Annotated in this window: 23 protein-coding genes, 1 tRNA gene and 1 riboswitch; of the genes, 13 read left to right on the top strand and 11 right to left on the bottom strand. The window is 70.4% G+C overall.

Translation table 11 applies throughout. The annotated features are described in order from the left end of the window. Positions 1 to 19 precede the first annotated feature (19 nt). Genes KALB_RS06745 through add form a run of 4 tightly spaced genes read left to right on the top strand, consistent with a single transcriptional unit; the run spans position 20 to position 3,408 of the window. Positions 20 to 784: an ABC transporter ATP-binding protein gene (locus KALB_RS06745; RefSeq protein WP_236650190.1), complete on the top strand. Its 765-nt coding sequence runs from the start codon at positions 20 to 22 to the stop codon at positions 782 to 784. After that, positions 781 to 1,749: an ABC transporter substrate-binding protein gene (locus KALB_RS06740; protein ID WP_025354960.1), complete on the top strand. Its 969-nt coding sequence runs from the start codon at positions 781 to 783 to the stop codon at positions 1,747 to 1,749. Before KALB_RS06745 ends, KALB_RS06740 begins: the two co-directional genes overlap by 4 nt. After that, complete coding sequence (locus tag KALB_RS06735) at positions 1,742 to 2,401, top strand: (2Fe-2S)-binding protein (protein ID WP_025354959.1); 660 nt, start codon at positions 1,742 to 1,744, stop codon at positions 2,399 to 2,401. Before KALB_RS06740 ends, KALB_RS06735 begins: the two co-directional genes overlap by 8 nt. Continuing rightward, positions 2,401 to 3,408, top strand: coding sequence for an adenosine deaminase (gene add, locus KALB_RS06730; RefSeq protein ID WP_025354958.1), 1,008 nt, complete (start codon positions 2,401 to 2,403; stop codon positions 3,406 to 3,408). The genes KALB_RS06735 and add overlap by 1 nt, the downstream gene beginning before the upstream one ends. Here the strand turns inward: add and KALB_RS06725 are convergent. After that, positions 3,396 to 5,528, bottom strand: coding sequence for a putative bifunctional diguanylate cyclase/phosphodiesterase (locus tag KALB_RS06725; RefSeq protein ID WP_025354957.1), 2,133 nt, complete (start codon positions 5,526 to 5,528; stop codon positions 3,396 to 3,398). The two genes, add and KALB_RS06725, sit on opposite strands and share 13 nt — an antisense overlap. Positions 5,529 to 5,646: 118 nt before the next feature. Continuing rightward, on the bottom strand, positions 5,647 to 6,522 hold the full coding sequence (locus tag KALB_RS06720; protein ID WP_042220275.1) for a spermidine synthase: 876 nt from the start codon (positions 6,520 to 6,522) through the stop codon (positions 5,647 to 5,649). A 183-nt stretch (positions 6,523 to 6,705) separates the two neighbouring features. Here KALB_RS06720 and KALB_RS06715 point away from each other — a divergent pair. After that, a tRNA-Lys gene (locus KALB_RS06715) sits at positions 6,706 to 6,778 on the top strand. Between the two features lie 212 nt (positions 6,779 to 6,990). Here KALB_RS06715 and KALB_RS06710 read toward each other — a convergent pair. Both KALB_RS06710 and KALB_RS06705 read right to left on the bottom strand, forming a co-directional pair. After that, on the bottom strand, positions 6,991 to 7,971 hold the full coding sequence (locus KALB_RS06710) for an alpha/beta fold hydrolase (protein WP_025354955.1): 981 nt from the start codon (positions 7,969 to 7,971) through the stop codon (positions 6,991 to 6,993). An 88-nt stretch (positions 7,972 to 8,059) separates the two neighbouring features. Then, positions 8,060 to 8,902, bottom strand: a complete 843-nt coding sequence (locus KALB_RS06705; protein WP_025354954.1) for a helix-turn-helix transcriptional regulator — start codon at positions 8,900 to 8,902, stop codon at positions 8,060 to 8,062. A 409-nt stretch (positions 8,903 to 9,311) separates the two neighbouring features. On the opposite strand from KALB_RS06705, the gene KALB_RS06700 reads away from it, so the two are divergent. The 4 genes from KALB_RS06700 to KALB_RS06685 all read left to right on the top strand — a co-directional run bounded on the left by KALB_RS06700 (position 9,312) and on the right by KALB_RS06685 (position 13,697). Beyond that, positions 9,312 to 9,995, top strand: coding sequence for a GAF and ANTAR domain-containing protein (locus tag KALB_RS06700; RefSeq protein WP_025354953.1), 684 nt, complete (start codon positions 9,312 to 9,314; stop codon positions 9,993 to 9,995). A 219-nt stretch (positions 9,996 to 10,214) separates the two neighbouring features. Next, the gene (locus KALB_RS06695; protein ID WP_025354952.1) at positions 10,215 to 10,838 is read left to right on the top strand and encodes a chemotaxis protein CheB; all 624 of its coding nucleotides are present in this window, start codon (positions 10,215 to 10,217) and stop codon (positions 10,836 to 10,838) included. Next, positions 10,835 to 12,685 (top strand): CheR family methyltransferase, encoded by a 1,851-nt coding sequence (locus KALB_RS06690; RefSeq protein ID WP_025354951.1) that lies wholly within the window; start codon positions 10,835 to 10,837, stop codon positions 12,683 to 12,685. The genes KALB_RS06695 and KALB_RS06690 overlap by 4 nt, the downstream gene beginning before the upstream one ends. Positions 12,686 to 12,800: 115 nt before the next feature. Then, a complete protein-coding gene (locus KALB_RS06685; RefSeq protein ID WP_025354950.1) occupies positions 12,801 to 13,697 on the top strand; it encodes a GAF domain-containing protein in 897 nt (298 codons plus the stop codon). Between the two features lie 557 nt (positions 13,698 to 14,254). Here the strand turns inward: KALB_RS06685 and KALB_RS06680 are convergent. Further along, entirely contained in the window at positions 14,255 to 14,812 is a 558-nt protein-coding gene (locus KALB_RS06680; protein WP_025354949.1) for an EF-hand domain-containing protein, read from the bottom strand. 153 nt (positions 14,813 to 14,965) lie between these two features. On the opposite strand from KALB_RS06680, the gene KALB_RS06675 reads away from it, so the two are divergent. Together KALB_RS06675 and KALB_RS06670 are read left to right on the top strand one after the other, a co-directional pair. Continuing rightward, positions 14,966 to 15,343 (top strand): hypothetical protein, encoded by a 378-nt coding sequence (locus KALB_RS06675; protein WP_025354948.1) that lies wholly within the window; start codon positions 14,966 to 14,968, stop codon positions 15,341 to 15,343. A 341-nt stretch (positions 15,344 to 15,684) separates the two neighbouring features. Further along, complete coding sequence (locus tag KALB_RS06670) at positions 15,685 to 16,923, top strand: cytochrome P450 family protein (RefSeq protein ID WP_025354947.1); 1,239 nt, start codon at positions 15,685 to 15,687, stop codon at positions 16,921 to 16,923. Here the strand turns inward: KALB_RS06670 and KALB_RS06665 are convergent. The 5 genes from KALB_RS06665 to KALB_RS43685 form a co-directional block, all read right to left on the bottom strand. Next, entirely contained in the window at positions 16,881 to 18,296 is a 1,416-nt protein-coding gene (locus KALB_RS06665; protein ID WP_025354946.1) for an alpha/beta hydrolase, read from the bottom strand. The two genes, KALB_RS06670 and KALB_RS06665, sit on opposite strands and share 43 nt — an antisense overlap. A gap of 35 nt (positions 18,297 to 18,331) precedes the next feature. Further along, positions 18,332 to 18,694, bottom strand: coding sequence for an adenosylmethionine decarboxylase (gene speD / locus KALB_RS06660; protein ID WP_025354945.1), 363 nt, complete (start codon positions 18,692 to 18,694; stop codon positions 18,332 to 18,334). A 12-nt stretch (positions 18,695 to 18,706) separates the two neighbouring features. Further along, on the bottom strand, positions 18,707 to 19,462 hold the full coding sequence (locus tag KALB_RS06655; protein ID WP_025354944.1) for a type III PLP-dependent enzyme domain-containing protein: 756 nt from the start codon (positions 19,460 to 19,462) through the stop codon (positions 18,707 to 18,709). Positions 19,463 to 19,475: 13 nt separating this feature from the next. Continuing rightward, positions 19,476 to 19,622 (bottom strand): hypothetical protein, encoded by a 147-nt coding sequence (locus KALB_RS47490; RefSeq protein WP_158510722.1) that lies wholly within the window; start codon positions 19,620 to 19,622, stop codon positions 19,476 to 19,478. 165 nt (positions 19,623 to 19,787) lie between these two features. Further along, positions 19,788 to 19,958, bottom strand: a riboswitch (M-box (ykoK) riboswitch). 593 nt (positions 19,959 to 20,551) lie between these two features. Beyond that, positions 20,552 to 22,435 (bottom strand): coiled-coil domain-containing protein, encoded by a 1,884-nt coding sequence (locus tag KALB_RS43685; RefSeq protein ID WP_025354943.1) that lies wholly within the window; start codon positions 22,433 to 22,435, stop codon positions 20,552 to 20,554. A 200-nt stretch (positions 22,436 to 22,635) separates the two neighbouring features. Between KALB_RS43685 and KALB_RS06645 the strand changes: the two genes are divergently transcribed. Continuing rightward, positions 22,636 to 24,141, top strand: a complete 1,506-nt coding sequence (locus tag KALB_RS06645) for a purine-cytosine permease family protein (RefSeq protein WP_158510721.1) — start codon at positions 22,636 to 22,638, stop codon at positions 24,139 to 24,141. Here the strand turns inward: KALB_RS06645 and KALB_RS06640 are convergent. Continuing rightward, on the bottom strand, positions 24,045 to 24,770 hold the full coding sequence (locus KALB_RS06640; protein WP_025354941.1) for an AfsR/SARP family transcriptional regulator: 726 nt from the start codon (positions 24,768 to 24,770) through the stop codon (positions 24,045 to 24,047). The genes KALB_RS06645 and KALB_RS06640 overlap by 97 nt on opposite strands. Positions 24,771 to 24,933: 163 nt before the next feature. Between KALB_RS06640 and KALB_RS06635 the strand changes: the two genes are divergently transcribed. Then, positions 24,934 to 25,665 carry an AfsR/SARP family transcriptional regulator gene (locus KALB_RS06635; RefSeq protein ID WP_158510720.1) on the top strand — a complete coding sequence of 244 codons (732 nt, stop codon included), beginning with the start codon at positions 24,934 to 24,936 and terminating at the stop codon, positions 25,663 to 25,665. The last annotated feature ends 23 nt before the right edge of the window (positions 25,666 to 25,688 follow it).

Here is a 25,688-nt window from a genome sequence, read left to right as displayed (position 1 = left end):
GTACCAGCGAGGAGGTCTCGTGAGTCTGCTCGACGCGCGCGGGCTGCGCTACGAGGTCGGTGGCCAGGCCATCGTGCGGGACGTGAGCCTGGCCGTGGCACGCGGTGAGGTGGTCGGCCTGGTCGGGCCGAACGGCAGCGGCAAGACCACGGTGCTGCGCTCGGTGTTCCGCGCGCTGCGGCCCACCGGCGGTGCGGTCTGGCTGGCTGGGGAGGACCTGTTCTCGTTGCCGCCCAAGCAGGTTGCCAGGCGGATGTCCGTGGTGGCCCAGGACTCGCCGATGGAGTTCGACTTCACCGTGCGCGAGGTGGTGACCATGGGCCGGTTCGCGCACGAGGGCGGCGGCGCGCAGGACGCCGAGGCCTGCCAGCGGGCGCTGGACCTGGTCGGGCTGACCGAACTGGCGGACCGCAGCGTACTGACCCTGTCCGGCGGGGAGCGGCAGCGCGCGCTGATCGCCAGGGCACTGGCCCAGAACGGCGAACTCGTCGTGCTCGACGAACCGACCAACCACCTGGACATCGGCTACCAGCACGAGCTGATGCGCCTGCTGACCGGGCTGGGCATGACCGCCGTGGCAGCCCTGCACGACCTCAACCTGGCCGCGGGCTACTGCGACCGGATCTACGTGCTGCGGGCCGGACTGGTCGTGGCGGCGGGCACTCCCGAGCAGGTGCTCACCGAGGACCTGGTCGAGCAGGTGTTCGGCGTGCGCCCGCACCTGGTGGCCCACCCGGCCAGCGGCCGACCCCAACTGTTGTTCCCCAGCAAGGAGAATCCATGAGACGCGTGCTCGTCACGGTGGCGCTGGCCGCCCTGCTCGCGGGCTGCGGCACCACGCCCGCGCCCACCCCGGCGGGTGCGGGGCAGGCGGTGACGATCACCAACTGCGACCGCCAGGTCACCTACGACAAGGTGCCGACCCGGGTGGTCAGCAACGACATCAACACCACCGAGATGCTGCTGGCCCTCGGGCTGGCCGATCATGTGGCCGGGTACGCGGGCATCGAGGACAAGAACGTGAAGTCCCCGTATGCCAAGGAGTTCGCCTCGGTCAAGCGGCTGTCGGACAAGTACATCAGCAAGGAGGTGGTGCTCGGTGCCTCCCCCGACCTGGTGTTCGCGGGCTGGAACTACGGGTTCAGCGAGGCCAGCGGGGTCACCCCGGACAGCATGGCCGCGCTGGGCGTGCCCACCTACCAGCTGACCGAGGCCTGCCGCCAGCAGGGAAAGACCAACCGAGGGCTGGTCGACCCCATCGAGGCCGCCTTCACCGACCTGCTCAACCTGGGCCGGATCTTCGGCGTCCCCGAGCGGGCGGAGAAGCTGGTCGCCGAGCAGCGCGCCAAGATCGCCGGGGCGCGCAAGCCGGGCGCGGCGGCGCCGCAGGTCTTCCACTACGATTGCTGCGGTGACAAGCAACCGCTGTCCTCGGGCAGGTTCGCGGCCCCGAACTCGATCATCTCGGGTGCCGGTGGCCGCAACGTGTTCGGCGAGGTCGCGGACAGCTGGATCCACGTCTCCTGGGAGGAGGTCGTCGCGCGCCGTCCGGACGTGATCACCATCGACGCCAACGACGACGCGCAGGCACAGCAGATGACCGAGTTCCTGCTCTCCCGCCCCGAACTGGCCGGGCTGCCCGCGATCGCGCACAAGCGCTTCTTCGTGTTGCCCTACGCCAACTGGGTCTCCGGCGTGCGCAACGCCGACTCCGTGGTCGCGCTGGCGGAGTTCCTGTCCCATGGCTGACCGGATCGTGACCGCCGACGCGCTGACCGACCCGGGGGTCGTGGCCGAACTGGTCGCGCTGTCCGGGCGGCAGTGGGCCACCGCGGACCGGCGCGTCGCGGGCACGCTCTGGTGGTACACCACCAGCTCGATCCTGCTCACCCCGTTCCTGACCAGGCTGGCCGAGGTCGACCTCGCGCCCGACCCGGAGCTGTCCGGGGTGCGGCTGCACATCAACCCCGAGGGCCGCCTGCTCAACGCGCAGCCGACCAGGCTGCTGTCCACTGTGGACGAGCTGCCCGGACGGCTGCGCGCGGCCCTGGACGCGGTGCTGCCGGTGCTGGCCGAGGCATCCGGCACGCGGGTGCGCCCGCTGTGGGCGATCACCGCCGACTCGCTGGCCAACGTGCTGCTGCGGGCCTGGCGCGGGCTGGGCGATCCGGACCGGGGCGCGGCACAGGCCACCGAGCTGGCGGCCGCGATCGGCGCGCCGATGCCGGTGCCGAGGTTCGTGGAGGTGGCCGTTCGGGCGGGATCTCCGCCCGTTCGGCTGGTCCGCAGGGTCTCCTGCTGCCTGATCTACCAGGCGGGCTTCGCCAAGTGCGCCAGCTGCCCGCACCAGGAACCCTTCGAGCGGCTGGACCGGATGGCCGAGGCTGCCAGACTGCTCTGATGAGCGAGCTTGCGGAGTTCATCCGGGACGTGCCCAAGTGCGAGCTGCACCTGCACATCGAGGGCACGCTCGAACCAGAGCTGAAGTTCGAACTGGCCGCGCGCAACGGCGTCACCCTGCCCTACCCCGACGCCGCGGCGCTGCGCGCCTCGTACTCCTTCCACGACCTGGCCTCCTTCCTCGTCGGCTACTACGACGGGGTCGGCGTGGTGCGCACCGAACAGGACTTCTACGACCTCGCCTGGGCCTACCTCAGCAAGGCGCACAGCCAGCGGGTGCGCTACGCGGAGGTCTTCTTCGACCCGCAGGCGCACACCTCGCGCGGGGTCGAGTTCGGCACGGTCGTGCGCGGGCTGCGCCGTGCCCTGGTGGACGCGCGGCGGCTGCTCGACCTGCGTGCCGAGCTGATCATGTGCTTCCTGCGCGACTTCTCCGCCGAGTACGCCATGGCCACGCTGATGGAATCCCTGCCGTTCAGGGACTGGATCATCGGTGTCGGGCTGGACTCCGACGAGCGCGGCAACCCACCCGCCAAGTTCGCGGCGGTGTTCGCACGGGCCCGTGCCGAGGGCTACCTGCTGACCGCGCACTGCGACGTCGACCAGGAGAACTCGGTGGCCCACATCCGGCAGTGCCTGGACGAGATCGGCGTGGACCGGATCGACCACGGCATCAACGCGCTGGACGACCCCGAGCTGCCCGGGGAGCTGCTGCGCCGGGGCATCGGGCTGACCGTCTGCCCGGTGTCCAACAGGTTCGTCACCGGGCGGCTGCACCACGAGGCGGTGCGGCGCCTGCTGGACCTGGGGCTGCGGGTGACGGTCAACTCCGACGACCCGGCCTACTTCGACGCCTACCTCACGGAGAACCTGCTCGCGCTGCACGAGGCGATGGACCTCACCAGGCAGGAGGTCATCCAGTTGCAGCGCAACGCCTTCGAGATCGCCTGGCTGCCCGCACGGGTGCGGGACGGCTACCTGGCCGAGTTGACGGCCTACGGCAGCTGAGACAGCCGCTCGGTGATCGCGGTCGCGGGACTGGAGGGCACCAGCACCTCACCCTGGCCCGCGTCCACACCCACGGACCGCAACCGTTGCAGGTGCCCCTCACTGCTCACGCCCAGCGCGGCCACGGGCAGCCCGCAGCTGTGCACGAAGTCCACCAGCGCGGTCACCACCGGCGTGGTGACCAGCGCGGCGTGCTCGTCGACCAGCGAGTCGGTCAGCTTGCGGTCGAGCACCACGCCGTTGAGCGGGAACTCCATGGCCTGCAACAGATCCACGTGCTCGCTGCCGAAGCGGTACAGCACGGTGCCCAGGCCCATCTCGGCCAGCACCATGACGTTGTCGATGATCTCCTCGTCCTGGGCGTCCCCGGCGAGCACGAAGCCCAGCCGCAGCCAGGACGCGTCCAGCCCGGACCTGCCGAGCAGGTGGCGCACCACGCCGACCAGGTCGGGGTCACGCGCCTGGCTGGGCGAGAGGTCCACCACCACCGGCGGCACCCGGTCGCCGAACCGGTCGCGCCAGGCGCCCGTCTGCTCACAGGCCCGCTCCATCAGCCACCGGCCGACGGGCAGCACCACCCCGGTCTCCTCGGCCAGTGCGAGCACGGCATCGTGCCGGTGTAGCGGCCGGCCCGGCGGGGTCCAGGTGACGCGGGTGGTCAGCGCGAGAATGGACTCGTCACTCAGGCGCAGCACCGGCTGGTACAGCGCGTCGAGCTGGTTGTGCTGCAAGGCGCCGGGAATGGTCGCCGCGAGCCGGAACCGGTCCCGGTCCACCGAGTCCTGCTGCGGGTCGTAGAGGTCCCACTGGCCCGCGCCCCTGCGCTTGGCGCGGTGCAGGGTCATGTCCCCGGCCCGCAACAGCTCGATCGGGTCCGTGCCGTGTGCGACCCGGTCCACGATGCCCACGCAGGTGGTCACGGCGAGGCCGTCCCCGTCGAGGTAGACCGGCTCGGCCAGCCGCGCCATGGTCCGGCCGATGAACTCGGTGACGCCCGGTGTGTCCTCGGAGCTCTCCAGCAGCACCGCGAACTCGTCACCGCCCAGCCGCGCCACCATCGCCTTCTCCTCGGCGAAGACCTCCTCCAGCCGCTTGCCCACCGCGCGCAGCAACCGGTCGCCGATGTGCTGGCCCAGCCCGTCGTTGACCACGGTGAAGCGGTCCAGTCCGAAGTGGAACAGGGTGATCCGGCTGGAGCTCGGCTCGCCGCCGAGCACACCCTCCACAGTGGACATGAAGTACTGCCGGTTGGGCAGGCCCGTCAACGCGTCGTGCAGGGACTGGTGCCCGAGCCGGTCACCGAGCAGGTGCAGCTCGGTGACGTCCTCGACCATGGTCACCACGTGCGTGGGCGCTCCGGCGTCGTCGCGCAGCACGGAGACCGCCAGGTAGGCCCAGACTGCCTCGCCGTCCTTGCGGGTGAGCCTGCCCCGCTCGCGGAAACGGCGGCGCCGGTCGGCGAGCACCTCCGCGTAGCACGCGCCGATGTCCCCGGCCGCGTCCGGGTGCAGCAGGTCCTGCATGGTCATCTGGCTCAGCTCGGTGGCGTCGTAACCGAGGATCTCCCGCAGGGACTCGTTGGTCTGCAGGAACCGCCCGTCCGGCTCGCTGATCGCGATGCCGACCGCCGAGGAGGAGAAGATCGCGCGCAGCCGCGCCTCGCTCTCCGCGAGGGTGCGCTCGGTGTCCCGCTTCGCCTGCACCAGCGAGGTCTTCAGGCTCTCCTGGCCGATGAAGGTGCGCTCCCGCAACGCCTCCGCGTACCCGCCCGCCACCGCGCTGAGCACGCCGACCACCCGCTCGGGCAGGTCGGCTGGCGCCAGCTCGGCGGGCATCGCCAGCAGCCGGGTGCCCAGCAGGCCGAGCGTGGTGGGCAGGGTGGTGCGGCCGGAGATGGACCTGGCGACCAGTTCCGCGCCGACCTCGCCCAGTGGGCCGGTGTCGAACGGGTCCGCGCACAGGGCGTCCACGAGCAGGTCCACCAGCTTGGCCAGCATGCGCTCCACCCGCGCCTGGGACATCGGCACGAAGACGGTGGTGCTCAGCTCCTCCGCCCAGGCGCGCGCCAGCCCGACGCGCCAGTGCGTGCCAGTGCCGTGCTGCTCCGGGTCGTCGTTCACGCCGGTGGGCTCGCTCCTAGGTGGTTCGGGGGTGGGCAATCGCCCAAGCGGACGTACCGAGGCAGTGTCTACTCGGTCCTGGCGCCGGAAACGCTCCCCCGAACGTGTGAAACAACGCTCAACTACGTCCCCAGGTGCCCGGCGGCGGCTCCGGGGAGCTCACCGGGGACTCGTCGGTCAGTGGTTCGGCCGCCCCGCTGAACTCCTCCCCGGGCACGCAGCGCGCCGGGAAGATGGCCGCCGCGGCTCTTCGGGCCAGCAGCGCCATGGGCAGCGGCGCCGGGGACGCGACCGCCACCAGGTTGCCGAACCGCCTGCCGCGCAGCACACCCGGCTCCGCCAGCACCGCCACGTGCCCGAAGACCGCGCGCAGCGTGGCCACCAGCCTGCGGGCGAAGCGCAGGTTGCCGCCGTCGGCCAGGTTGACCACGTAGGTGCCGTCCTCGCGCAGCACCCGGTGCACGTCGGTGACGAACTGCAGCGTCGCCAGCGGCGAGGGCATCCGCGCCCGCTCGAAGGCGTCCAGCACGATCAGGTCCGCGCTGTCGGGGTGCCTGCTCGCCACGCCTTCCCTGCCGTCACCGACCCGCACCCGCAGCCTCGGCACCGACCTGAGGTCCAGCTGCTCGCGGACCAGGTCCACCAGCCCGCCGTCGGCCTCGATCACCAGCTGACGCGACCCCGGCCTGGTCACCGCGATGTAGCGCGGCAGGGTGCACGCGCCGCCGCCGATGTGCAGCACCTCCAGCGGTGCACCGTCCGGGGGCAGGCAGTCCACCACGTCGCCGATCCTGCGCACGTACTCGAACTCCAGGTGCGCCGGGTCCTCCAGGTCCACATAGGACTGCGCGACCCCGCCCACCGTCAGCAGCCAGCCACCCGGCCGGTCGTGGTCGCGCACCAGCTCGGCCTCGCCGAATCGGACCGGATAGTGCCCCGGCACCGGGGTGTGCTGTTGCTGGGGACGCGTCCTGGGCGTTCTTCCGTGGCCCACGCCTGTCTCCTCGCGTTCCCCCGGTGGTACCCCGCCAACTATACGGCCGTGACCCGGCTCACCTCGGAGTGGATCATCACCAACAGGCCGCTGAGCAGGCAAGACCGCCTCTGACCAGCCGATTGGGAATCGGCGCGCCCCCTGTGCTAATGTTTCTCCCGTCAGCAGGAGAGATCCTGATGAGCGCCGCTAGCTCAACTGGCAGAGCAGCTGACTCTTAATCAGCGGGTTCGGGGTTCGAGTCCCTGGCGGCGTACAGAAGTAGTAGGTGGGAATACCAGAGGTTAGGTCAGTCTTGATCTAACCCCCGGTATTCCCACCTTTTGTTTTATCTGCCTTCGACGGCTTCCCGCAGTGCGTCCGCCCCGGACCGACCGGGAGCCCGGCGTCCCATGTGGACGTCTCGCGTCCTGGACGGCCGGGCGTGGCCGTCGTTCGACATTACTTGAGGAGTTCGGTGCAGTGTGTTCACACGTGTGCGCTTGCGGCGGCGGAGGGCGAGGTGTCGGCAACCGGGGGCAGTTTCGCGGCCCATGCCGTCAGGACCGCGGCGTAGCGAGCCGGTTCGGTAGTGTGCATCGCGTGCGCCGCATCGGGGAACGACTGGTAGTCCACGGGGACGCCGGCCGCGCGGATGATCGCCTGGGCCCGTTCGGCCTGTAGCTCCGACAAGGCACCGAGGAACTCACCGGTTTCCGGGTCGGTCGTGCGCGCGTGGTGGGTGATCAGCACCGGGGTCTTCACCTGCGACAGCATCCGGTCGTGGGGACAGTGGAGCCCGACCGTTCCCTCGAAGAACACGCGGGCCCACTCCGGGTCGTACTCCCTCAGGTTCTGCGGCGGCTCCCCGGGCATCTTGAACAGGCTCATCATCTTGGCCGGTGACGCCTGGGCGGCTGCGACCAATCCGGCCCAGTCGCCCACCGACCACTGGTCACCGAGGTAGTCGCGGTACAGCTCGAAAACCGGACCCGCACCCTGGCGGACACCATGCCCGTGGGCCGGGGTGAGTTCGGAGGCGAACAACGGTGCGTCCTCACAGAGCGCACCGCGGATCTGGCCGGGCAGCGCGTAGGCGGAGAGCCAGGCGGCGAGCACCCCACCCGAGGAGCAGCCCGCCACGACTACCGGCCGCCGGATGGCGAGCGCGATGAACCGCACCAGGTCGTTGCCGAAGTTGTCGAGGCTGTAGCGCCCAGGGGTCCAGGTGCTGCGTCCCTGGCCCCGGAGGTCGACGGCGAACACGTGGAAGTGCTCTGCCAGCAGGCCCATGGCGGGCTCGTAGCTCCACCACGACCCCGTCTGCTCCGGCAGCAGGAGCAGCGCGGGCTTGTCGGGCGTGCCGGCCTCGGCGTAGTTGAGGACGACCTCGCCGAGGTCGATCTGCTTTTCGGGGAACGCGTGCGGGACGAAAACGTTTCGCGCCGAAGGCGTCACCGGTACGGACATCACTTTTCTCCTTCTCGACGGCGAGGACGCGGGGCTTCGTGTTCGATCCACCGCAGGGCCACCAAAGACCGTCGTGCGGGCGCGGCCTTCAGGCGGGGTGGCGGCCCGGTGATTCCCGGGTGGCGTGCAGGCTCCCCAACAGCGAAAGTGCTTCCTCGTCGGGGCTGCCCGGCTCCGCGAGGTAGACGACCAGTTGCAGGCCGGGGTGGTCGCGCACGTCGAAACCCTGGCGGTACAGGGTGAGGCCGCCGACCTCGGGGTGCCGGAACCGCTCGGCACCAGCGGTGGTGCCCCGAACGTGCCGGCTGCTCCACAAGCTGGCGAACTCCCGGCTGTGCTGGGTGAGGATCGCGACCAGCTCCACCAACCGGGCGTGCTCGGTGTCGGCCACGCACGCCCGGCGCAAATCCGCCACCGCAGCGTGGGCGGCACGCTCCCACGGCTGGTGGAACTCGCGCGCCGCGGGGTCGAGAAAGACCATGAGCGCGAGGTTGTCCAGCCTGCCGAAGGGTGAGTGCAAGGCACGGGCGAGCACGTTGGCGGCCAGCACGTCCATCCGGGAGTCGAGGACGAGAGCTGGTCCCCGCACCCCGTGCTCGAGCAGGGCCACCAATTCCGGGGAAAGCGGTTTCGACCGGACAGGCGGGCCGCCCGGAGCCACCGTGCCGGCGAGCCGGTGCAGGTGGGCACGAGCCTCGTCGTCGAGGAGCAGCGCGCGGGCCAGCGCTTCGACGACCTGGGCCGAGGGGTTGCGCTCACGGCCCTGCTCGAGCCGGGCGAAGTAATCCACGTTGATCCCGGCGGCCGCCGCGACTTCCTCACGTCGCAGTCCCGGAACCCGGCGGGTCCCGGAAGAGGACAGGCCGAGCTCAGCGGGGCGCACCTGCGCTCGACGAGCGCGCAGGAATTCGGCAAGCGGACTGGCGGTCACAAAACCAGCCTAGGCCGCCGAACTGGACTTGCCAGGACGTGTGACCCCCAGGCTCGCGGGGTTGTCCGCCTCGCACGTGGACAGTGTTGATATCGCGAACAGGACGGCGAAGTTGGGAGCCGACCAGTACACCCCGCCCGGACCGGCAGGGCTGTTCGGCACCGGGCTCCCCGCTGCTGATACGCGAGCTAAGCTCGCTTTTCTGACTGGGTGCGGCTACGGCCCTGTCCGGTGGCCAGATTTCGCCATTGTCGCGATGCCGCCACAGGCAGGCGGTTCGGCTCACGCCCTCTCCTGACACCCTGAGGGACAAGTCTCCCAGATCGGGCGAAGGGTCCACCTCAGTGGTCGACAGATGGCGCGGGGGCACTTGTGGCTCAGCCAAGACGGACACGGCGGCGCTGGACTGATGGACACCGTCGTGGCGGAACTGGTAGCGGTGTTGTTGGACACCGACGACATCGAGGTGGCGCTGCGGTACATCGCGGATGCGGTGTCACGAACGCTGATCCAGCGGCCACTGGTGCTGTTGACCGTGCACCACGACGGACAGGTGCTGACCGCGCTCTCCGCTGGGACTGAGCTGATCGACGGGATCCAGCACACCGCAGCACACGGACCGCACCTCGCGTGTCTGCGCACCGGACAGCCGATCCTGACTACCCGGGCGTCCGATGCCCAGCGGGAACTGCCTGCCGGGGTGCACAGCCTCTGCGCGTATCCCCTGCGCGCCTATGGAAAGGTGACCGGCGTGCTGGCCCTGTACTCACGCACACCGGATCGGCTCAGCACACGGACGCTGCTGGCGGTGCAGGCTGCCGCTGACAGCACCGGACTGCTGCTGAACGCCGCGACACACCTCACGCGGCGGATCGCGGTCACCGCACAACTGCGACAGGCCCTGCGGCGCCAGGTCGTGATCGACCAGGCCATCGGCGTGATCATGGCTCTGCTCGGTTGCGACGCGGACACGGCGCTGGACAACCTGCGCCTGGCAGCACAGCCCAACCGATGCGAGCTCGCCGATGTCGCTGCCGGTGTCGTCGCATCGACTGGCTTGATGTGGCCCGGGCCGGGTACCTCAGGCCAGTAACCGTCGCGGGGGTGCCGCACGACGCTGGTCTGGCGGCGTCGGGTTGTCGCGATGTGGCCAAAGGCCTGTTGGCGCCGAATCGGATCGGCCGAGAACCCAAGCCCCACGCGAAAAAGGGAGCAGGCACAACGGTGCCGCCCCGGTAGACCGCCACGAACGCCGCCCGGCAATCGGCTTCGCCTCCTGCCTTGCTCCGCTGGCGAGGCCTACGCTTGCGGGATGCACACGCCGCAGCCGACCCCGGGCGAAGCCGACGTCCGGACCGAGCCGTATCGGATTGTGGCCCTTGCCTCCTCAGCGGGAGGGGTCACGGCGTTGGGCCGGGTCCTCGGCGAACTGCCCTCCGGGTTCGGGATCCCGGTGGTGGTCGTGCAACACCTCGATCCCCGGCACGAGACGGTGATCGCGGACATCCTGGGCCGCCGCGTCAAGCTGAGGGTGGTCCTCGCCCAGGACGGTGTTCGCATGCAACCTGGTTCGGTCTACATCGCGCCGCCCAACCGACACCTGCTCGTGGACACCAACGGAGTGCTCACGCTCTCGAGCAGCGAACTGGTGCACTTCCTCCGCCCGTCGGCCGACCTGTTGTTCGAATCAATCGCGGGCGCGTACGGTGCCCAGGCCATCGCGTGCGTGCTGACCGGCACCGGAAGCGACGGCGCCATGGGGGTGCGGGCGGTGAAGGACCGCGGCGGCACGGTGATCGCCCAGGATCCCGACTCGGCTGATTTCAGCGGAATGCCCGACGCCGCGATCAAGACCGGGGCAGTCGATTTCGTGTTGCCGATCGAGGAGATCAGCGGTGTGCTCACCGGTCTGGCCCAGACGGGGAGCTTCCCATGACCACCAGTTCCGGCGAGCCCGCCAACAGTGAACTGGAGAGCCTGCTGCACTTCATCCGCGACGCGCGGGGGTTCGACTTCACCGGGTACAAGCGGTCATCTCTCGAGCGCCGGATCCGCAAGCGCATGCAGGAAGTGTCGATCCGGGAGTTCACCGACTACCGGGACCTGCTCGAGGCCAGCGCTGAGGAGTTCGGGCAGCTGTTCAACACGATCCTGATCAACGTCACCAGCTTCGTCCGGGACAGTGACACCTGGTCGTTCCTGCAGCACGAGGTTCTTCCCGTCCTGCTCGCGGACGCGGGTGAGGAGATCCGCGTGTGGAGCGCGGGCTGCTCCAGCGGTCAGGAGGCGTACTCGCTGGCGATCGTCTTCGCCGAAGCCCTCGGCGTGGAGGAGTGCGCCAAGCGGGTGAAGATCTACGGCACGGACGTCGACGAGGACGCCCTTGCGAGCGCACGGGCCGGGGTGTACCCGGAGAAGGCGTTGAGCCCGCTCACACCCGAATTGCGGAACAAGTACTTCGAACCGAACGGCTCCCGGTTCGTGTTCCGCCCTGACCTCCGCCGCAAGGTGATCTTCGGTCGGCATGACATCACCCGCGACGCGCCGATCTCCCGGCTGGATCTGCTCACGTGCCGGAACACGCTGATGTACTTCAACGTCGAAACGCAGAAGCAGATCGTCGACCGGTTCCACTTCGCCCTGCGTGAGAACGCCTACCTCTTCCTCGGCAAGGCGGAAATGCTGCTGGCCGACGGCGAGAGGTTCGAGATCACCAGCATGCGCAGGCGGGTGTTCAAGCGTCGTGGCGGCCGCAGCACCTCGGGCAGTGCGATGCCGATCAGGTTCGAGGGGGCGATGGGCACCGAGGCGGCCAACGCCTCCCGCCGAAGACTGCTGCGCGACCTCGCCCTCGACGCGCTGCCCCATGCCATGATCGTTCTCGACGAGAACGAGAACGCCGCGCTGATCAACAGTCAGGCGCGGACGCAGTTCGGGCTCAGCGCCCAGGACGTGGGCCGCCCACTGCGCGACCTGGAGGTGTCCTACCGCCCGACGGAACTGCGCTCGGTGGTCGAACAGGTGCGCAGCGAACGGCGGACCATCCGGCTCACGGCGGTGGAGCACCCGCACGGCGGCAACGAGGTCCAGTACCTCGACATCGTGCTCCAGCCGCTGGCGAGCACCAACGACAAGTCGATGGGCGCCGCGATCACGTTCATCGACGTCACCTACACAACGCGGCTCCAGCAGGACCTCAAACAATACCGGGAAGACCTGGAGACGGCCTACGAGGAACTCCAGTCGACCAACGAGGAGCTGGAGACCACCAACGAGGAACTCCAGTCCAGCATCGAGGAGCTGGAGACCACCAACGAGGAACTCCAGTCGACCAACGAGGAGCTGGAGACCACCAACGAGGAACTCCAGTCCGGCAACGAGGAGCTGGAGACGATGAACGAGGAGATGCGGACCCGCACCGCCGAACTGGAGGAGGCGTGGGCCTTCCTGGAGGGCGTGCTCGCCAGCATCGCGGTCGGTGTGGTCGTGCTCGACCGGGACGGGCGGGTGCGCAGCTGGAACCAGACAGCACAGGAGTTGTGGGGGCTCCGAGCAGCGGAGGTGCAGCAGCAGGACTTCTTCGCCCTGGACATCGGCCTGCCGGCAGAAAAGCTCCACACCACCATCGAGGACTGCCTGACGCAGAACAAGCCGATGCCCGCGGTCCGCATCGACGCGGTGAACCGCAGAGGCCAGCGCATTACCTGTCTGGTCAGCTGCTCGCCGCTGAACAGTGAGCAGGGAGGGATCGTGCTGCTGATGGAGGAAATCCATGACCGGTGACCGGCAGGCAGCACGTGTCCTCCGGGCCGCGGTGCGGTGGCCTCCCAGGACCCCCGATCGACTCGGTGCGTCCGGTCGTCGGAGAACGATGTGACGCCGAGAGGAGCCTGAGTCGGTGGCCGAGCCCTTGAGAACCGGGAGAAAGATCCACGCTGCGATGCGTGTCACCGCTGCCCAACGGCAACGCGCGACCCGGGCTTCCGCGATCGCCGAACGGCACGAGGCGCAGGCACAGGAAGGCCCGGAATCGCTCCGCGCGTTCCACCGGAGGTTGGCCGAGATCCACCGCGCGATCGAACAACGCCATCTCATCGCCGTGCAGATCCATGGGGTTTACGTCGAGAACCTGAAGAGGTGGAGCGACCACGAAGGCGCCAGACCGCCCGAGTTCATCACGGCCGTGGCCGAGGCAACCTGCTCGGACAGCACCGTCATCACACTGCTCGACAGCCATCGTTGCGAGGCACTGGTGGTCGCCTCGGACGACCTCGCCCAGACCGCGCACGACCTGGAGACCACCTTCGCCGAGGGACCGATGCACGACGCCGTCACCGAGCGTCGCCTCATCGCCGTCCAGGGCCGCGAACTCCAACACCGCTGGCCGCTCTACGGCTCGGCGATGCTCGACGCGGGTATTCGCGCGACCGCTGCCGCTCCCCTGCACTTGGCGAGATCCTGTCTCGGCGCGTTGGCCGTGTTCCACCCGCACCGGCTCCCGGCTCGCGCTTCCGTCCCGCTCGACAGGATCGCCGATGCCGTGACCCACACCGTTCTCAGCGCCCAGGAGGTGACCGCCAGTGAGGATGACTCCGTGCCACTGCCGCTGCTGGAAGAGTCCGATCACCAAGCGACGGTGAACCGCGCGGCCGGCATCGTCGCGGTGGACTGTGCCTGCAAGATCACCGACGCGCTCGCACTCATCCAAGCCAGGTCCTTCGCGGAAGGGCGATCGATCATCTCCGTCGCGACGGAGATCGTGAGCGGTCGGCTGCGTCGGCGCGACCCCGAGTAGGGCGGGGTCCGGCTCTCTGCTGCGCGGGCACCGCTTGGCCTGCACCACCAACGCGGCCCGGATGGCTGGTCGCCGTCGTGGTCGCGGCGATCGGCTGCCGCGCCCATGGGCTGTTCGGTCTGGTTGGGCGACCCGCTGCGGCACAGCGAGGAACTGTTGGGCGCGTTCGTGTTCGACGCCTTCCCGGACAATCCCGCCGCGTCCGGGGTTCGGAACCTGACCCGTGTTGTGTCAGGGAACCCCGCGCGACATGGGTGTGCAGCGCTACGACGTCCCCAGCCCCGACGGGTCGAGCGCGTTCGTACCCACGACGTGGGCGCCAGTCAACTCGCCGCTGACCGATCCTGGCGGGCACGTGGTGGGGGTGCTGCACCACGTCGAGGACGTCACTGCCGTGCAGGAGACCCTCGACTGCGTCAGAGCCGCCGACCTGGTTGGCGCCTCATCCGTGGCCGGTGAGGCGATGCGCCTGGCCGCCCACTACCGGCGCGCACTGGGTCGCCGCGACCGGCGAACTGGTGAGCCTGCGGGCAGCGCCGCCGCCGGATCGGCCGCGGTTACTGCGGCTGGGTGGCGTTGCCGAGGAGGTCGGCGCCGGGCATGTCGGGCTCGCTGCTGGTGAAAACGCCGTGCACGGAGCGCTGCCACTCCGCACGGCTGACCCGGCCGTCCCCGTCGGTGTCCATCTGGTTGAAGGCGGAGTAGGCAATGGCGGCGGCAATGCCCGCCCCGCTGTAGACGGCGACGAGTTCGGTGCGGTCGAGGAAGCCGTCGTGGTCGATGTCGGCGGCGTCGAAGGAGGCGTTGGCGGCGGCCGTGACCACGTCGAGGTAACCGGGATCGGTCAGCAGGCCGCGGTCGACGGCTGCGGTGAACTCGGCCCTGGTGACGCTGCCGTCCCCGTCGGCGTCGGCGCCGGAGCGGATCTGCTCCCACCAGGCCTCGTGCGTGGCGGTGACGGCCGCGCGGTGCGGGGAATCCTCGCCGAGTTCGAACACCTCGATGATGCCCGCGCTGAGAATGGTCATGTCCTGGCGTTCGATCAGGCCGTTGCCGTCGTGGTCGAGGGCGTTGAACACGGATTCGACGTTCTTGCGCTGAAGTTCGCTGAGCATGGCTCGGTACTCCCGGGTGCGGTGGCGGTCATCCGACGCTAGCGGTGCCGCGGGCGCCCCGCTGACCTGTTCACACCCCGGAGTGAGGGTGAACCGGACGCGGGTGCCGCGCGTAGTCCAGGGGAACCGTGTCTGCACGGAGGTGAGCAGGTCATGTCCCGGAGCTGGGCGCTGTTCGACGGCGCGATGATCACCGGTAGCGCGCTGCTCGCGTCGGTGGTGATCGGCGCGGTGGTGGGCCTCAACCTGGTCGAGGCCCCCGCCCCCAGAGGCGCCACCGAGGTGCGCAGCGAGCCGGTGCCGGGGACGGCGACGGTCGTGACGACCACGCGCACGATGATCCCGTTCGTCCCGGCGAAGACCAGGTCAGCACGGCCGACAACGGTGTCAACGACCACACGGGCACCGACGAGCACCGCGGTCACGACAACAACCACGAGAAGCACGACCACCAGGCCGACCACGACCCGCACGAGCACGACGACCGCCTCGCCGGACGTGCTGCACACGGTGTTGCCGATACTGCCCTGATGGCTCAGCCCACCGCGTCGGGCAGCTTCGCTACGTGGGCGTGCGGCACGGTGTAGCGCTGACCGCCCACCAGCTCGACGGGGCCGCCCCCGTGTCATGAAGGTGCCGTTCGGGACGTTCAGCGTCTCAAAGGGCACCTTCATGACGGCGCCGAAACTCGCCGCGAAAGGACCATTCGCTGCGTTCAGCGCAGTGAAAGCCACCTTCCGGGCGGTCCAGGCCGGTGACCTGGCTCCGGCTCCCCGCTGGTCACGGCGAGTCCGATCTCGGAACTCATCGCTGACACGCCTGCCGCTGGCACGCATGATGGAGGGACCACCACGCCTGCCGGGAGGACTGCCGTGCCGGAGTCGGAGATCGCGCTGTTCAGCGAGCAGTACTGGGACCGGGCCACCGAGGTGGCGGCCCGGCTGCGCGAGCAGGGACCGGTGCACCGGGCGGTGATGCCCAACGGACTGCCGGTCTGGGTGGTCACCCGCTACCAGGACGCGCGGGCGGCGCTCACCGATCCACGGCTGTGCAAGGACGCCGACCGGCTCAACGAGATCATGCGCGGCAAGCTCGCCGCGGCCGGTGCGTCCACCGAGCTGTTGAGCATCTTCAGCAAGCACATGCTGATGGCCGACCCGCCCGACCACACGCGGCTGCGCAGGCTGCTCGCCCGCGAGTTCACCGCGCGCCGGGTGGAGCTGCTGCGACCGCGCGTGGCGGAGATCACCGCCGAACTGCTGGACGCGCTGCCCGCCGGGGAGCCGGTGGACCTGGTCGAGCGGTTCGCCTTCCCGCTGCCCGTCACGGTGATCAGCGAACTGCTCGGCATACCACTGCCCGATCGCGCCCAGTTCCGGCACTGGACCGCGGACTTCGTGCAGGAGAGGTCCGAGCTGAGCCTGCCCGCGTCCCGGGCGATCGTGGAGTACCTCACCGGGCTGATCGCGGCGAAGCGCGCCGAGCCCGGCGAGGACCTGCTGTCCGCCTTGACCATCGCCAGCGAGGACGGGGACAAGCTGGCCGAGCGCGAACTGCTGGCCACGGCGATCCTGCTGCTGATCGCCGGGCACGAGACCACGGCGAACCTGATCGCCAACGGCGCGCTGTACCTGGTGCAGCGGCCCGAGCTGTGGCGGGAACTGGCCCAGCGCCCCGAGTCCGTGCCGCCGGTGGTCGAGGAGCTGCTGCGCGTGGACGGCCCGGTGCGCATGTCCACCTCACGGTTCACCAGCGAGCCGGTGGACATCGGCGGCACGACCGTGCCCGAGGGCGAGGTGGTCCTGGTGGCGATCACCTCGGCCAACCACGACTCGGACCGCTTCGACCGGGCTGCGGAACTGGACCCGGGCCGGGGCTCCGGCCACCTGAGCTTCGGCCACGGCATCCACTACTGTCTGGGCGCCCCGCTCGCGCGACTGGAGGGCGAGATCGCGCTGGGGCAGCTCGTCCGGCGGTTCAGCCCGGCCGAACTCCTCGTGCCCGCGGAGCAGGTGCGCCGCAGGCACAGCGCGATCATGAACGGGATCGAGGCGCTGCCGCTGCGGCTTCAGGCCGCGGGGCAGGAGGTGCCGGTGGCCGGAACGGTCTGAGCCACCAGGTAGTCGTCCACGGTGTGCCGCACGCAGTCGGTGCGGAAGTAGGCGGTGTGCCCGGTGCCGTCGTAGCGGAGCAGCACGGTCCGCTGCGGCGCCTGCCGGTGCAGGCCCTGCGCCCAGGAGTAGCCGGTGGCCGGGTCGTGCAGCGGGTTCACCAGCAGGATCCGCGGGCCGGGGCCGAGTCGCACGGGCCGGGGCGGGTTGGCGGCCTGCTCCGGCCAGCCCACGCAGGACAGCACTGCCTCGCGCGCCTCCGAGGAGTAGCGCAGGTGTGGTGCGGCGGCCCGCTCGGCGCCGGTGATCCGCTGCCAGTCGGCGTAGCTGGTCACGCGCGGGGTCCAGTCCTGGCAGAACACGGCGGGGCGCGGGTTGTCGGTCAACTCGCCCCCGGCCGTCTCGGCGGAACTCGGCTGGGGCACTGGTGAGGCGGTGATGCGCAGGGTGGCCAGCCACTGGGCCAGCCCGGGGAAGTCGGGACGGATGAGCGAGCCGTAGGCGTGCTGGATCACGTACCAGCTCGACGCGGGCATGGTGTCGACCTGCTCGACGAGGCGACCTTGATCGGCCGCGTCGAGCAGCTGGTCCCAGTAGCTGAGCACCTGCTTGCCGTGCAGCGCACAACTGTCCTGCCGCTGGCACCAGTCGGCGAAGGTCGCCAGCGCGTCCTCCCCGCTGGCTGCGGCGCTGACTGAGAATTCAGTCAGGTGCAGACTGTGGTCCATGACGCCGTCCAGCACCATCGAGCGGACCCGGTCCCCGTGGCGCTCGGCGTACTGCTGGCCGAGCAGCGTGCCGTAGGAGGCCCCGTAGTAGCTGATCTTCGACTCGCCCAGGGCGGCGCGCAGCGCGTCCACGTCCTGGACCACGCTCATCGTGTCGGCGTGGTCGAAGATCGGGCCCGAGTGCTGGCGGCAGTCCGCCCGCTGCCGCCGGTTCGCCTCGGCCAGCGCCTCGAACTCGGCCTGGCTGGTCGGCGGTCGCGCGGACGGCCGCGAGGCGCACTTGATCGGTTGGCTGGCGCCGACACCCCTCGGGTCGAAGCCGATCAGGTCGAAGCGCGACACCACGTCCGGCCCGAAGAACCTGTTGGCCGACAGGGCCATGGACACGCCGGATGCCCCCGGCCCACCGGGGTTGATCAGCAGCGCGCCGATCCTGCCCGCCTGGTCGGTGGCCCTGCGCCGGGCCACCGCGAGCGGGAACGTGCCGCGTGCGGGGTCGGCCCAGTCCACCGGCACGGTCAGCGTCGCGCAGTCCGCTGTGCCGTCCTGTTCGCACGGGTGCCAGGCCAGGCCGCCCGCCGCAGCCACGGCGGGCGCCTGGGTGAGTCCGAGCAGGAGTACGGCACCGAGCGCGAGCAGTCGCATGGTTACCCCATTTCACTACTGAAGTAGTGTTGAGGTTACACGCCTCGGCGCAACGAGGTCACCCGACTGTCCGCGGCGCCCAGCGCGGTGGCGAGCAGCCGCACCGCCATGCCGGGATCGGCCCGGTCCCCGCAGGTGAAGACGTCCACGAAGGCCGAGCCGATCTCGGGGTAGGTGTGCACCGAGGCGTGCGACTCCGACAGCAGCGCCAGCACCGTGACGCCCTGCGGCTCGAACCGCTTGGACACCACCTCGCACACGGTCGCGCCCGCCGCGTACAGCGCGTTGTTCATCGTGGTGCGCAGGAACTGCTCGTCGTCGAGCAGGCCCGCCCGCACCCCGGCCAGTTCCCCGAACACGTGCGTGCCGGTGAACACGCCGACGGTCGTCTCCAGCACCGCTGATCCTCCTCAGACGCAGTAGGTCGGCAACGGACCGGCACCCAGTTCGCCGATCACCACGCTGGCATCGGCCACCACCGAGTCGCCCGGCTCCACCAGCAGCCGCAGGTCCCCGCGCTCGCCGAACGCCTCCTGGATCCCAGCCGCGCAGACCAGCAGGTGATCGCGCCAGGACGCGGGCACGCCCACCAACTCCGCCAGCGAGGCGCCGATCCGGAACGAGATGCCGTACGGCACAAGCCCAAGCCAGCGTGCCGTGCTCAGCACCTCGACCGCCACGTCCAGCACGGCGCCGCAGTCGTTCGGACCCGGTGCCGGGACACGGCAGTACACCGCGGCCCCCGGAGCCAAGGCCGCCAACGCATCCAGACCCTGCTCACCGTCCACTCCGAACAGTCGCACGCCCCGGTCGGACACGTCAGCCAGGTCCTCGGTGCCGGTGTAGGACAGCGCGGTGGGCGCGATCCCGTTGAGCAGGCACAGATCCACGTCCCCGGGCGTGGCCGCGTCGAACCGGCAGCCCAGGCGGGCCGCCGATCCGAGCACGCCAGCCGCCTGCCCGCAGCGCACGGCGTGCACCAGCTCGGCCGAGGGCAGCGCCATGCGCAGCTCGAACAGGTGCCGCTCGACCGTGGCCAGGTCCACGATCCGGCAGGGGGTCTGCGGTTCCTTGCAGTTGAGGAACTCTCGAATTCTGGTCTGGGTGCCGCGCCAGGCCCCTGCGGCCTCGACGATCGGCGACCCCTCAGCCAGGAACTCACGCACCGCGGGCTCCCGCTCAGCCGCGCACCGGGCGGCCGCCGTGCAGCACCGTCATCAGCGACGGGGCGTGCACCGGCTCGGCACCGGCGCGCAGCAGGTCGTTGTGGGCTTCTGCCTTGCGCAGAAGGAAAAGGACGTCAACAAGACGGGTCAGGAAGGTCATCGGTCGACTCCGTTCGACACCGCGGAGCCGCGCCCGGGTCAGTGCTGGCGGGCGAGCTCCGGTACACGTACTGGTTTCGGACTTCGACTGTCTCCGGGACTCATTCCCGCCACCTCCCTTCGTCGTGTCGCACGACGGGCAGCGCGCACCGGTCGAGCAACCGGCCGCACACCCCTCTCGTCAGAGCTTTGGCACTGCACGGCGTATCCCGTTGCCGGGAAGCCACTTGGGGTCACCCCTTAGGCCGGGGAGACCTGTCCTGACCCGGAACGTCTCTCGACGTTGGGGGGTCAGTGGCCTGTGTCCGCACAGAAGCCTCACCGAACGAGGTGCTTCCTCACCCAGTGAACTCCCACGATCGACACCGTGTCAACTCAGGCACGCGGTGTCACCGGTCACGGTGCACGGAATCCCTTTGCCGCAGAGGATTCCCCGCCATGCGATGCGCACCGGGATGAGCATGGCTCGCGCCCGACTGGGCGGGGGTCGCGCTCCGCAGAGCGGGACTCGCGCTCGCCATTGCGGGACTCACGGCACGGCGGGCGAGACTCACGCTCCGCTGGACGGGACTCACAGTCCAGTGAGCGGGGATCGCGCTCCCCTGGACGGGACTCACCAACCTGCGGGCGGGACTCGCGCTTCGCTGGACGGGACTCACAGTCCAGTGAGCGGGAGTCGCGCTTCGCTGGACGGGACTCACTGGCCTGCGGGCGGGGGGCTCGCGCTTCCCAGAGCGGGACTGGCGGCCCGGCGGGCGGGACTCGCCGTCGACAAAGCGGGACCCGCGCCCGCCAGAGCGGGACCCGCAGGCCAGTAAGCGGGACCCGCAGGCCAGTAAGCGGGACTCGCGGCCAGGCGGGCGGGACTCACGCCCCCCAGGACGGGACTCGCCGGGCGCGGGGGGGCACAACCCGGGCCTGGTGCGGCGGTTACTCGCCGGGTAGGGGTTGCACGGCGGCGAGGGCCTCGCGTAGCAGGGTCTGCACGCCGGAGACCTGCTCGTGCGCCTGCCGCCGCACCGCAAGCGCCCGCTCACCACTGGACCGGGCCTCGGCCGCCAGGCGGTCCGCCTCCTGCGAGGCCTCGCGCACCAGCCGCTCGGACTCGGTCTTGCCCTGGGCCATCAGCAGGGCGTGTTCCTTGCCGAGCTTGTCACGCAGCTCGTCGTACTCCTTGTCCAGCGAGTCGTGGTGCTCCGCGTACTTGTGCTCCAGCTCGGTGCGCCGCGCGGTGAGCTCGGCCAGCGACGCCTGGTGCTCGCTGGCCAGCTTGGCGCGTTCCTGCTTCAGCTCGGCCTCGACCTGGTGCCTGCGCTGGTCCAGTTCGTCCTCGACCCGCTCACGCAGTTGCTCGAGCTCAGCACCGCGCTGCTGCATCTCGGCCTCCAGCGCCTGGCGCCGCTGGACGAGGTCCGCGTCACCCTGGAGGCGCTGCTTCTCCAAGTCCTCAGCACGCTGCTCGTGCTCGGACTCCAGCAGCTGCCGCTGTTGCGCGTGCTCGGACTCCAGGGTCTGTCGCAACTGCTCGTGCTCGGACTCCAGCTGCGTCCGCGACTGCGCCAGGTCAGTCACACGCTGCTGGTGCTCGGCCTCCAACGTCGTACGCCGCTGATCCAGGTCAGCACCACGTTCAGCGTGCTCGGCGTCCAAGACCTGACGCCGCTGCTCGTGCTCGGACTCCAGCTCGGCCCCGCGCTGAGCGTGCTCAGCATCCAGTTGCTGCTGGCGCTGCTCGTGCTCGGCGGCCAGTCGGAGCCGGGTCTGCTCCAGGTCAGCGCCGCGCTGCTCGTGCTCGGCCTCCAAGTCCGCGCGCTGCTGCTCCAGCTTGGATGCACGCTCAGCGTGCTCCGCGTCCAACGCCTGACGCCGCTGATCATGCTCGGACTCCAGCTGGACCCGCTGCTGCACGAGCTCGCTCACGCGCTGCTGGTGCTCGGTGTCCAGCTTCGCGCGTTCCTGCGCCAGCTCCTCCTGAGCCTGCTTGCGCAGGTGGGCCAGCTCGGCCTCGCCCTGCTCACGGCGCTGCTCCAGCTCGCTCTCGGCCAGCTGGCGTCGCTGGGCCTGTTCGGCCTCACGCTGCTGGTACTCGGCCTCCAACGTCTGGCGGCGCTGCTCCAGCTCGGCAGCGCGCTGCTGGTGCTCGGCCTCCAGCAGCTGGCTGCGCTGATCGTGTTCGGAGTCCAGGTGGGCACGCCGCTGGGCGAACTCGGCCTCGGCCTGCACGCGGCGCTGCTCGTTCTCGGCGGCGGCCTGCTGGCGCTGGGCGGCCACGGCGGTGCCCTGCCGCTCGGCCTCGACCCGGGCATCGGCCATGAACTTCTGCACCTCGGCGTGCACCGCGGCGGCGTGCCGGTCCGCGTCCCCGCGCACCGTGGTGGCGTGCCGCTCGGCGTCGCCCTTGACCGCGGAGGCGTAGCGCTCGGCCTCACCGCGGCTGGTGGTGGCGAACCGCTCGGCCTCGGCACGGGTCGCGTCGGCGTGCTCCTTGGCCTTGCGCCGCAGCTCGGCGATCTCCTCCTCGGCCAGGCTCATCATCAGCCGGACCCGCTCGGACACGTTGGCACCGGTCACCGGGGCGTTGACCACCGCGGCCAGCTGCTGGCGTACCCTCGCCAGCTCGGCGCGGGTGGTGTTGAGCAGCTGGGCCAGCTCGGCGGCCTGGCCCTGGGCGAGCTCCCGGTCCCGGGCACAGTTGCGCAGGTCGAACTGGAGTCGGGTGACCCGCTCGTTGACCTGGCGCGTGTTGTACCCGCGCAACACCACGTCGAAGTGCGGCGCACGGCCCCCTGCGTCTGCCCCTTCGGCACCAACCATGTACTCAACAGTACTGAGACTGTCAGCGTTCTCCTCACCCGATACGGGGATGTAACTGGACCTGTACGTGCTCCTTCATGTTCGGACAGTCACCAGGGGGCCGACTGTTCCTCCCATCGTTATGCGCATTGGTGCAGGTGGGTGAGGTTTTGTGGCAGCGTGACCGGCAGACTCCGATCCCGGAGCGGTGGGAGGGTCTGATGGGCGGGACACACCGGGTGGGCGTGGAGCGAAGAGGCATCGAAGTGGTGCCCGCGGGGGAACGGTACGGCACCGCGCGCGGCCAGTTCTGGGTGTGGGCGGCGGCCAACCTGAGCATGCTGCCGGTGGGCTACGGGGTGTTCGTGGTGGGGCTGGGACTTGCCTGGTGGCAGGCGGTGCTGGCGATCCTGATCGCGCTGGCGGCCTCCTACCCGCTGGTGGGCCTGATCGCGCTGGCGGGCTCGCGCACCGGGGTGCCGACGATGAAGCTGAGCCGGGCCGCGTTCGGGCACGCCGGGGCCAGGCTGCCGATGCTGGTGACCTACGCCTCGCTGATCGGCTGGGAGATCGTCAGCCTGGCGCTGGGCGCGCTGGCGACCAGGACGGTGCTGGGCAGGCTGTCGCCGAGTCTGGCCAGGGGCCCGCTGCTGGTGCTGAGCTTCCTGGTGATGGCGGGACTGACGATCCTGCTCGCGGTCTACGGCTACCACCTGATCCAGCGCGTGCAGCGGTGGATCACGCTCATCGTGGGTGAGGTGACGCTGGCCTACCTGGCCATCCAGCTGGCGCAGGCCCACCTGTTCAGCTCGCACGGGTCGACCGGCTCGCTGCCCGCGCTGCTCGGCGGGATCACGCTGGCGATCGCCGGTACCGGCCTGGGTTGGGTCGCGGGCGGCGCGGACTACAGCCGCTACCTGCCCGCGGACACACGTCCCCGCTCGGTGATCGGCTGGACGGCGCTGGGCGGCGGCGCCGTACAGGGCGTGCTGCTGCTGGCGGGCGTGCTGCTGTCCACCGGCGACCCGGGGCTGGCCGGACGGGTGGCCAAGGACCCGATCGGCGGGCTGACCAGGCAGTTGCCGACCTGGTTCCTGGTGCCCTACCTGCTGGCGGTGGTGTTGAGCATCGTCGGCGCGGCCGTGGTGGACCTGTACTCCTCCGGCATCGTGTTGCAGGCGCTTGGCGTGCGGCTGCCGCGCCCCGCCGCGGCCGGGCTCGACGGGGTGCTCATGATCGCCGGAGCGGCCTACGTGGTGTTCTTCGCCCCGAGCTTCTTCACCCCGTTCCAGGCGTTCCTGTTCACCGCGGGCTCGTTCGTCGCGGCCTGGGCGGCGGTGTTCCTGGTGGACATGCTGCTGCACCGCGACCGGGGCCGCGGCTACGACGTGCCCGGCCTGGACGACCCGGCCGGCCCCTACCGGGGGTGGAACTGGCCGGGCGTCGGCTCGATGCTGGTCGGTGCGGTGCTCGGGCTGGGCCTGATCACCTCGGCCGACCCCAGGCTGGACCGCCTGGTCGGCTTCCTGCTGCCGGAGGCGGTCCGCTCCGGTCCGCTGGGCTCGGCGAACATCGGTGTGGTGGTGGCCTTCTTCGCGGCCGGTCTGCTGTACGCGGCGGTCACCAGCCGTCAGGCAACGGCGGCACGGGCCCGCACCCGCCACACCAGGTCGACCAGTTCCCTGCCCGGCTCCACACCGAGTTCGGCGGCCAGCAGCTCCCGGTAGCTGGTGTAGCCCCGCCGCACCTCGCTCACGTTGCCCTCGGCCAGGTGTGCCAGCACGAGCGCGCGCTGACCGGACTCGCGCAGCGGCTCCGCGCCGACCACGACCATCGCCACGTCCACCGCCTCCGCGATCCTGCCCACGTCGACCAGCTGCGCGCTGAGCGCCTCCAGCGCGTGCAAGGTGTTGTGCCGCAACCGTTCCCGCTCGCCGCACGTCCAGTCCTCGTACCAGCCGGGCAGCAGGTTCAGCGCGTCCTGCCACCAGGTGGGCAGCGCCAGGTCCGCCGCCTCCGGCAGGCCGCGCAGCACCCGGTCCGCCCAGGCGTGCGCCTCGGCGAGGTCCACCCGCACCTCCTCCCGCAGCGACAGGCCCCACTTGTCGGCGCTGACCAGCTCCACCCCCGTGGAGCGCAGTCGCCACAGCGTGGACCGCAGGTTGCCCGCGGCGCGGGTCTGGTCCACCTCCGGCCACAGCGTGCTCGCCACGAACCGCCGGTCCAGTCTGGCCCGCTGCACGGACAGCAGGGCCAGCAACCGCTTCCCGCCTTCCGGTACCTCCACTCGCGAACCTCCGCGGACCACGTACGGCCCGTCGAGCAGGTGCACGGTGGTCGTGTTCGGTGCACTCATCGTTGATCTCCCCCGATCCCCTGACTGCGAGGCGATGCTGGCAGCGCGGCGTCACAAACCTGTCACCGCGCCGCGCCCATATGGGCGGTCGTTCGTGCGAACGGTGGAATCCGGCAAAGCGGGCAGGTACACAGGAGTGGTCGACAGGCAGCTCGGAGGCGCCGTGTCCACGCACCAGTTCAACCTGAACCTGCTCAACGGCTTCGCGCTGCGCCAAGGGGCAAAGCCCGTGCCAACGCCCAGCACTGCCAAGCGGGTGCTGGCCTACCTGGCCGTGCACGGGCCGAGTTCCCGCGCCGTGGTGGCGGGCGAGTTGTGGCCGGAGGTCACCGAGGGCCGCGCGGACGGCAGCCTGCGCAGCACGTTGTGGCGGCTCGGCCGGCGCTCGCACGACCTCGTGCGGTGCCACGCGGACGTCCTGTCATTGGGTGAGCCGGTCGAGGTGGACGTGGACGAGCTGGACCGCGCCGCGCGTGCGGTGCTGGACGGCGAGCCGATCGGTGCCGCGGGGCAGGCGGTGGTGCTGCGCGGCGGCGACCTGCTGCCCGATTGGGCAGAGCAGTGGGTGGTCATCGAGCGGGAACGCCTGCGGCAACTGCGCCTGCACGCGCTGGACGCGCTGGCCGAACAGCTCTGCGCGCGGGGCGGCTACCCCGAGGCGCTGGCCGCCGCGATGCAGGCGGTGGACGTGGAACCGTTGCGGGAGAGCGGACATCGCGCGCTGATCATGATCTACCTCGCCTCGGGCTCACCCGGGCACGCACTGGACCACTACGAGTCGTACCGGACGATGTTGCGCACTGTGCTGGGACTGGAGCCCTCCGCCAGGATGCGGACACTGCTCTCCCGCGGTGTACGGGATACCCCGGATGTGCGGGCGGCCGATCCAGGGTGATGATCGCAGTGCCGCTGGCCGTG

The organism is Kutzneria viridogrisea DSM 43870 (genome assembly GCF_000525635.1).
In the GTDB taxonomy this organism is placed as follows: Bacteria; Actinomycetota; Actinomycetes; order Mycobacteriales; family Pseudonocardiaceae; genus Kutzneria; species Kutzneria viridogrisea.
The sequence above is the reverse complement of the archived record's forward strand: the minus strand, read 5'-3'. Positions and strand labels throughout refer to the sequence as shown.

Bases quoted from the DNA above. Each gene is read 5' to 3' on its own strand.
- KALB_RS06740 (WP_025354960.1), top strand. From the start codon at position 781: ATGAGACGCGTGCTCGTCACGGTGGCGCTGGCCGCCCTGCTCGCGGGC.
- KALB_RS06735 (WP_025354959.1), top strand. From the start codon at position 1,742: ATGGCTGACCGGATCGTGACCGCCGACGCGCTGACCGACCCGGGGGTC.
- add (WP_025354958.1), top strand. From the start codon at position 2,401: ATGAGCGAGCTTGCGGAGTTCATCCGGGACGTGCCCAAGTGCGAGCTG.
- KALB_RS06710 (WP_025354955.1), bottom strand. From the start codon at position 7,971: ATGTCCGTACCGGTGACGCCTTCGGCGCGAAACGTTTTCGTCCCGCAC.
- KALB_RS06700 (WP_025354953.1), top strand. From the start codon at position 9,312: ATGGACACCGTCGTGGCGGAACTGGTAGCGGTGTTGTTGGACACCGAC.
- KALB_RS06695 (WP_025354952.1), top strand. From the start codon at position 10,215: ATGCACACGCCGCAGCCGACCCCGGGCGAAGCCGACGTCCGGACCGAG.
- KALB_RS06690 (WP_025354951.1), top strand. From the start codon at position 10,835: ATGACCACCAGTTCCGGCGAGCCCGCCAACAGTGAACTGGAGAGCCTG.
- KALB_RS06680 (WP_025354949.1), bottom strand. From the start codon at position 14,812: ATGCTCAGCGAACTTCAGCGCAAGAACGTCGAATCCGTGTTCAACGCC.
- KALB_RS06675 (WP_025354948.1), top strand. From the start codon at position 14,966: ATGTCCCGGAGCTGGGCGCTGTTCGACGGCGCGATGATCACCGGTAGC.
- KALB_RS06665 (WP_025354946.1), bottom strand. From the start codon at position 18,296: ATGCGACTGCTCGCGCTCGGTGCCGTACTCCTGCTCGGACTCACCCAG.
- KALB_RS47490 (WP_158510722.1), bottom strand. From the start codon at position 19,622: ATGACCTTCCTGACCCGTCTTGTTGACGTCCTTTTCCTTCTGCGCAAG.
- KALB_RS43685 (WP_025354943.1), bottom strand. From the start codon at position 22,435: ATGGTTGGTGCCGAAGGGGCAGACGCAGGGGGCCGTGCGCCGCACTTC.
- KALB_RS06645 (WP_158510721.1), top strand. From the start codon at position 22,636: ATGGGCGGGACACACCGGGTGGGCGTGGAGCGAAGAGGCATCGAAGTG.
- KALB_RS06640 (WP_025354941.1), bottom strand. From the start codon at position 24,770: ATGAGTGCACCGAACACGACCACCGTGCACCTGCTCGACGGGCCGTAC.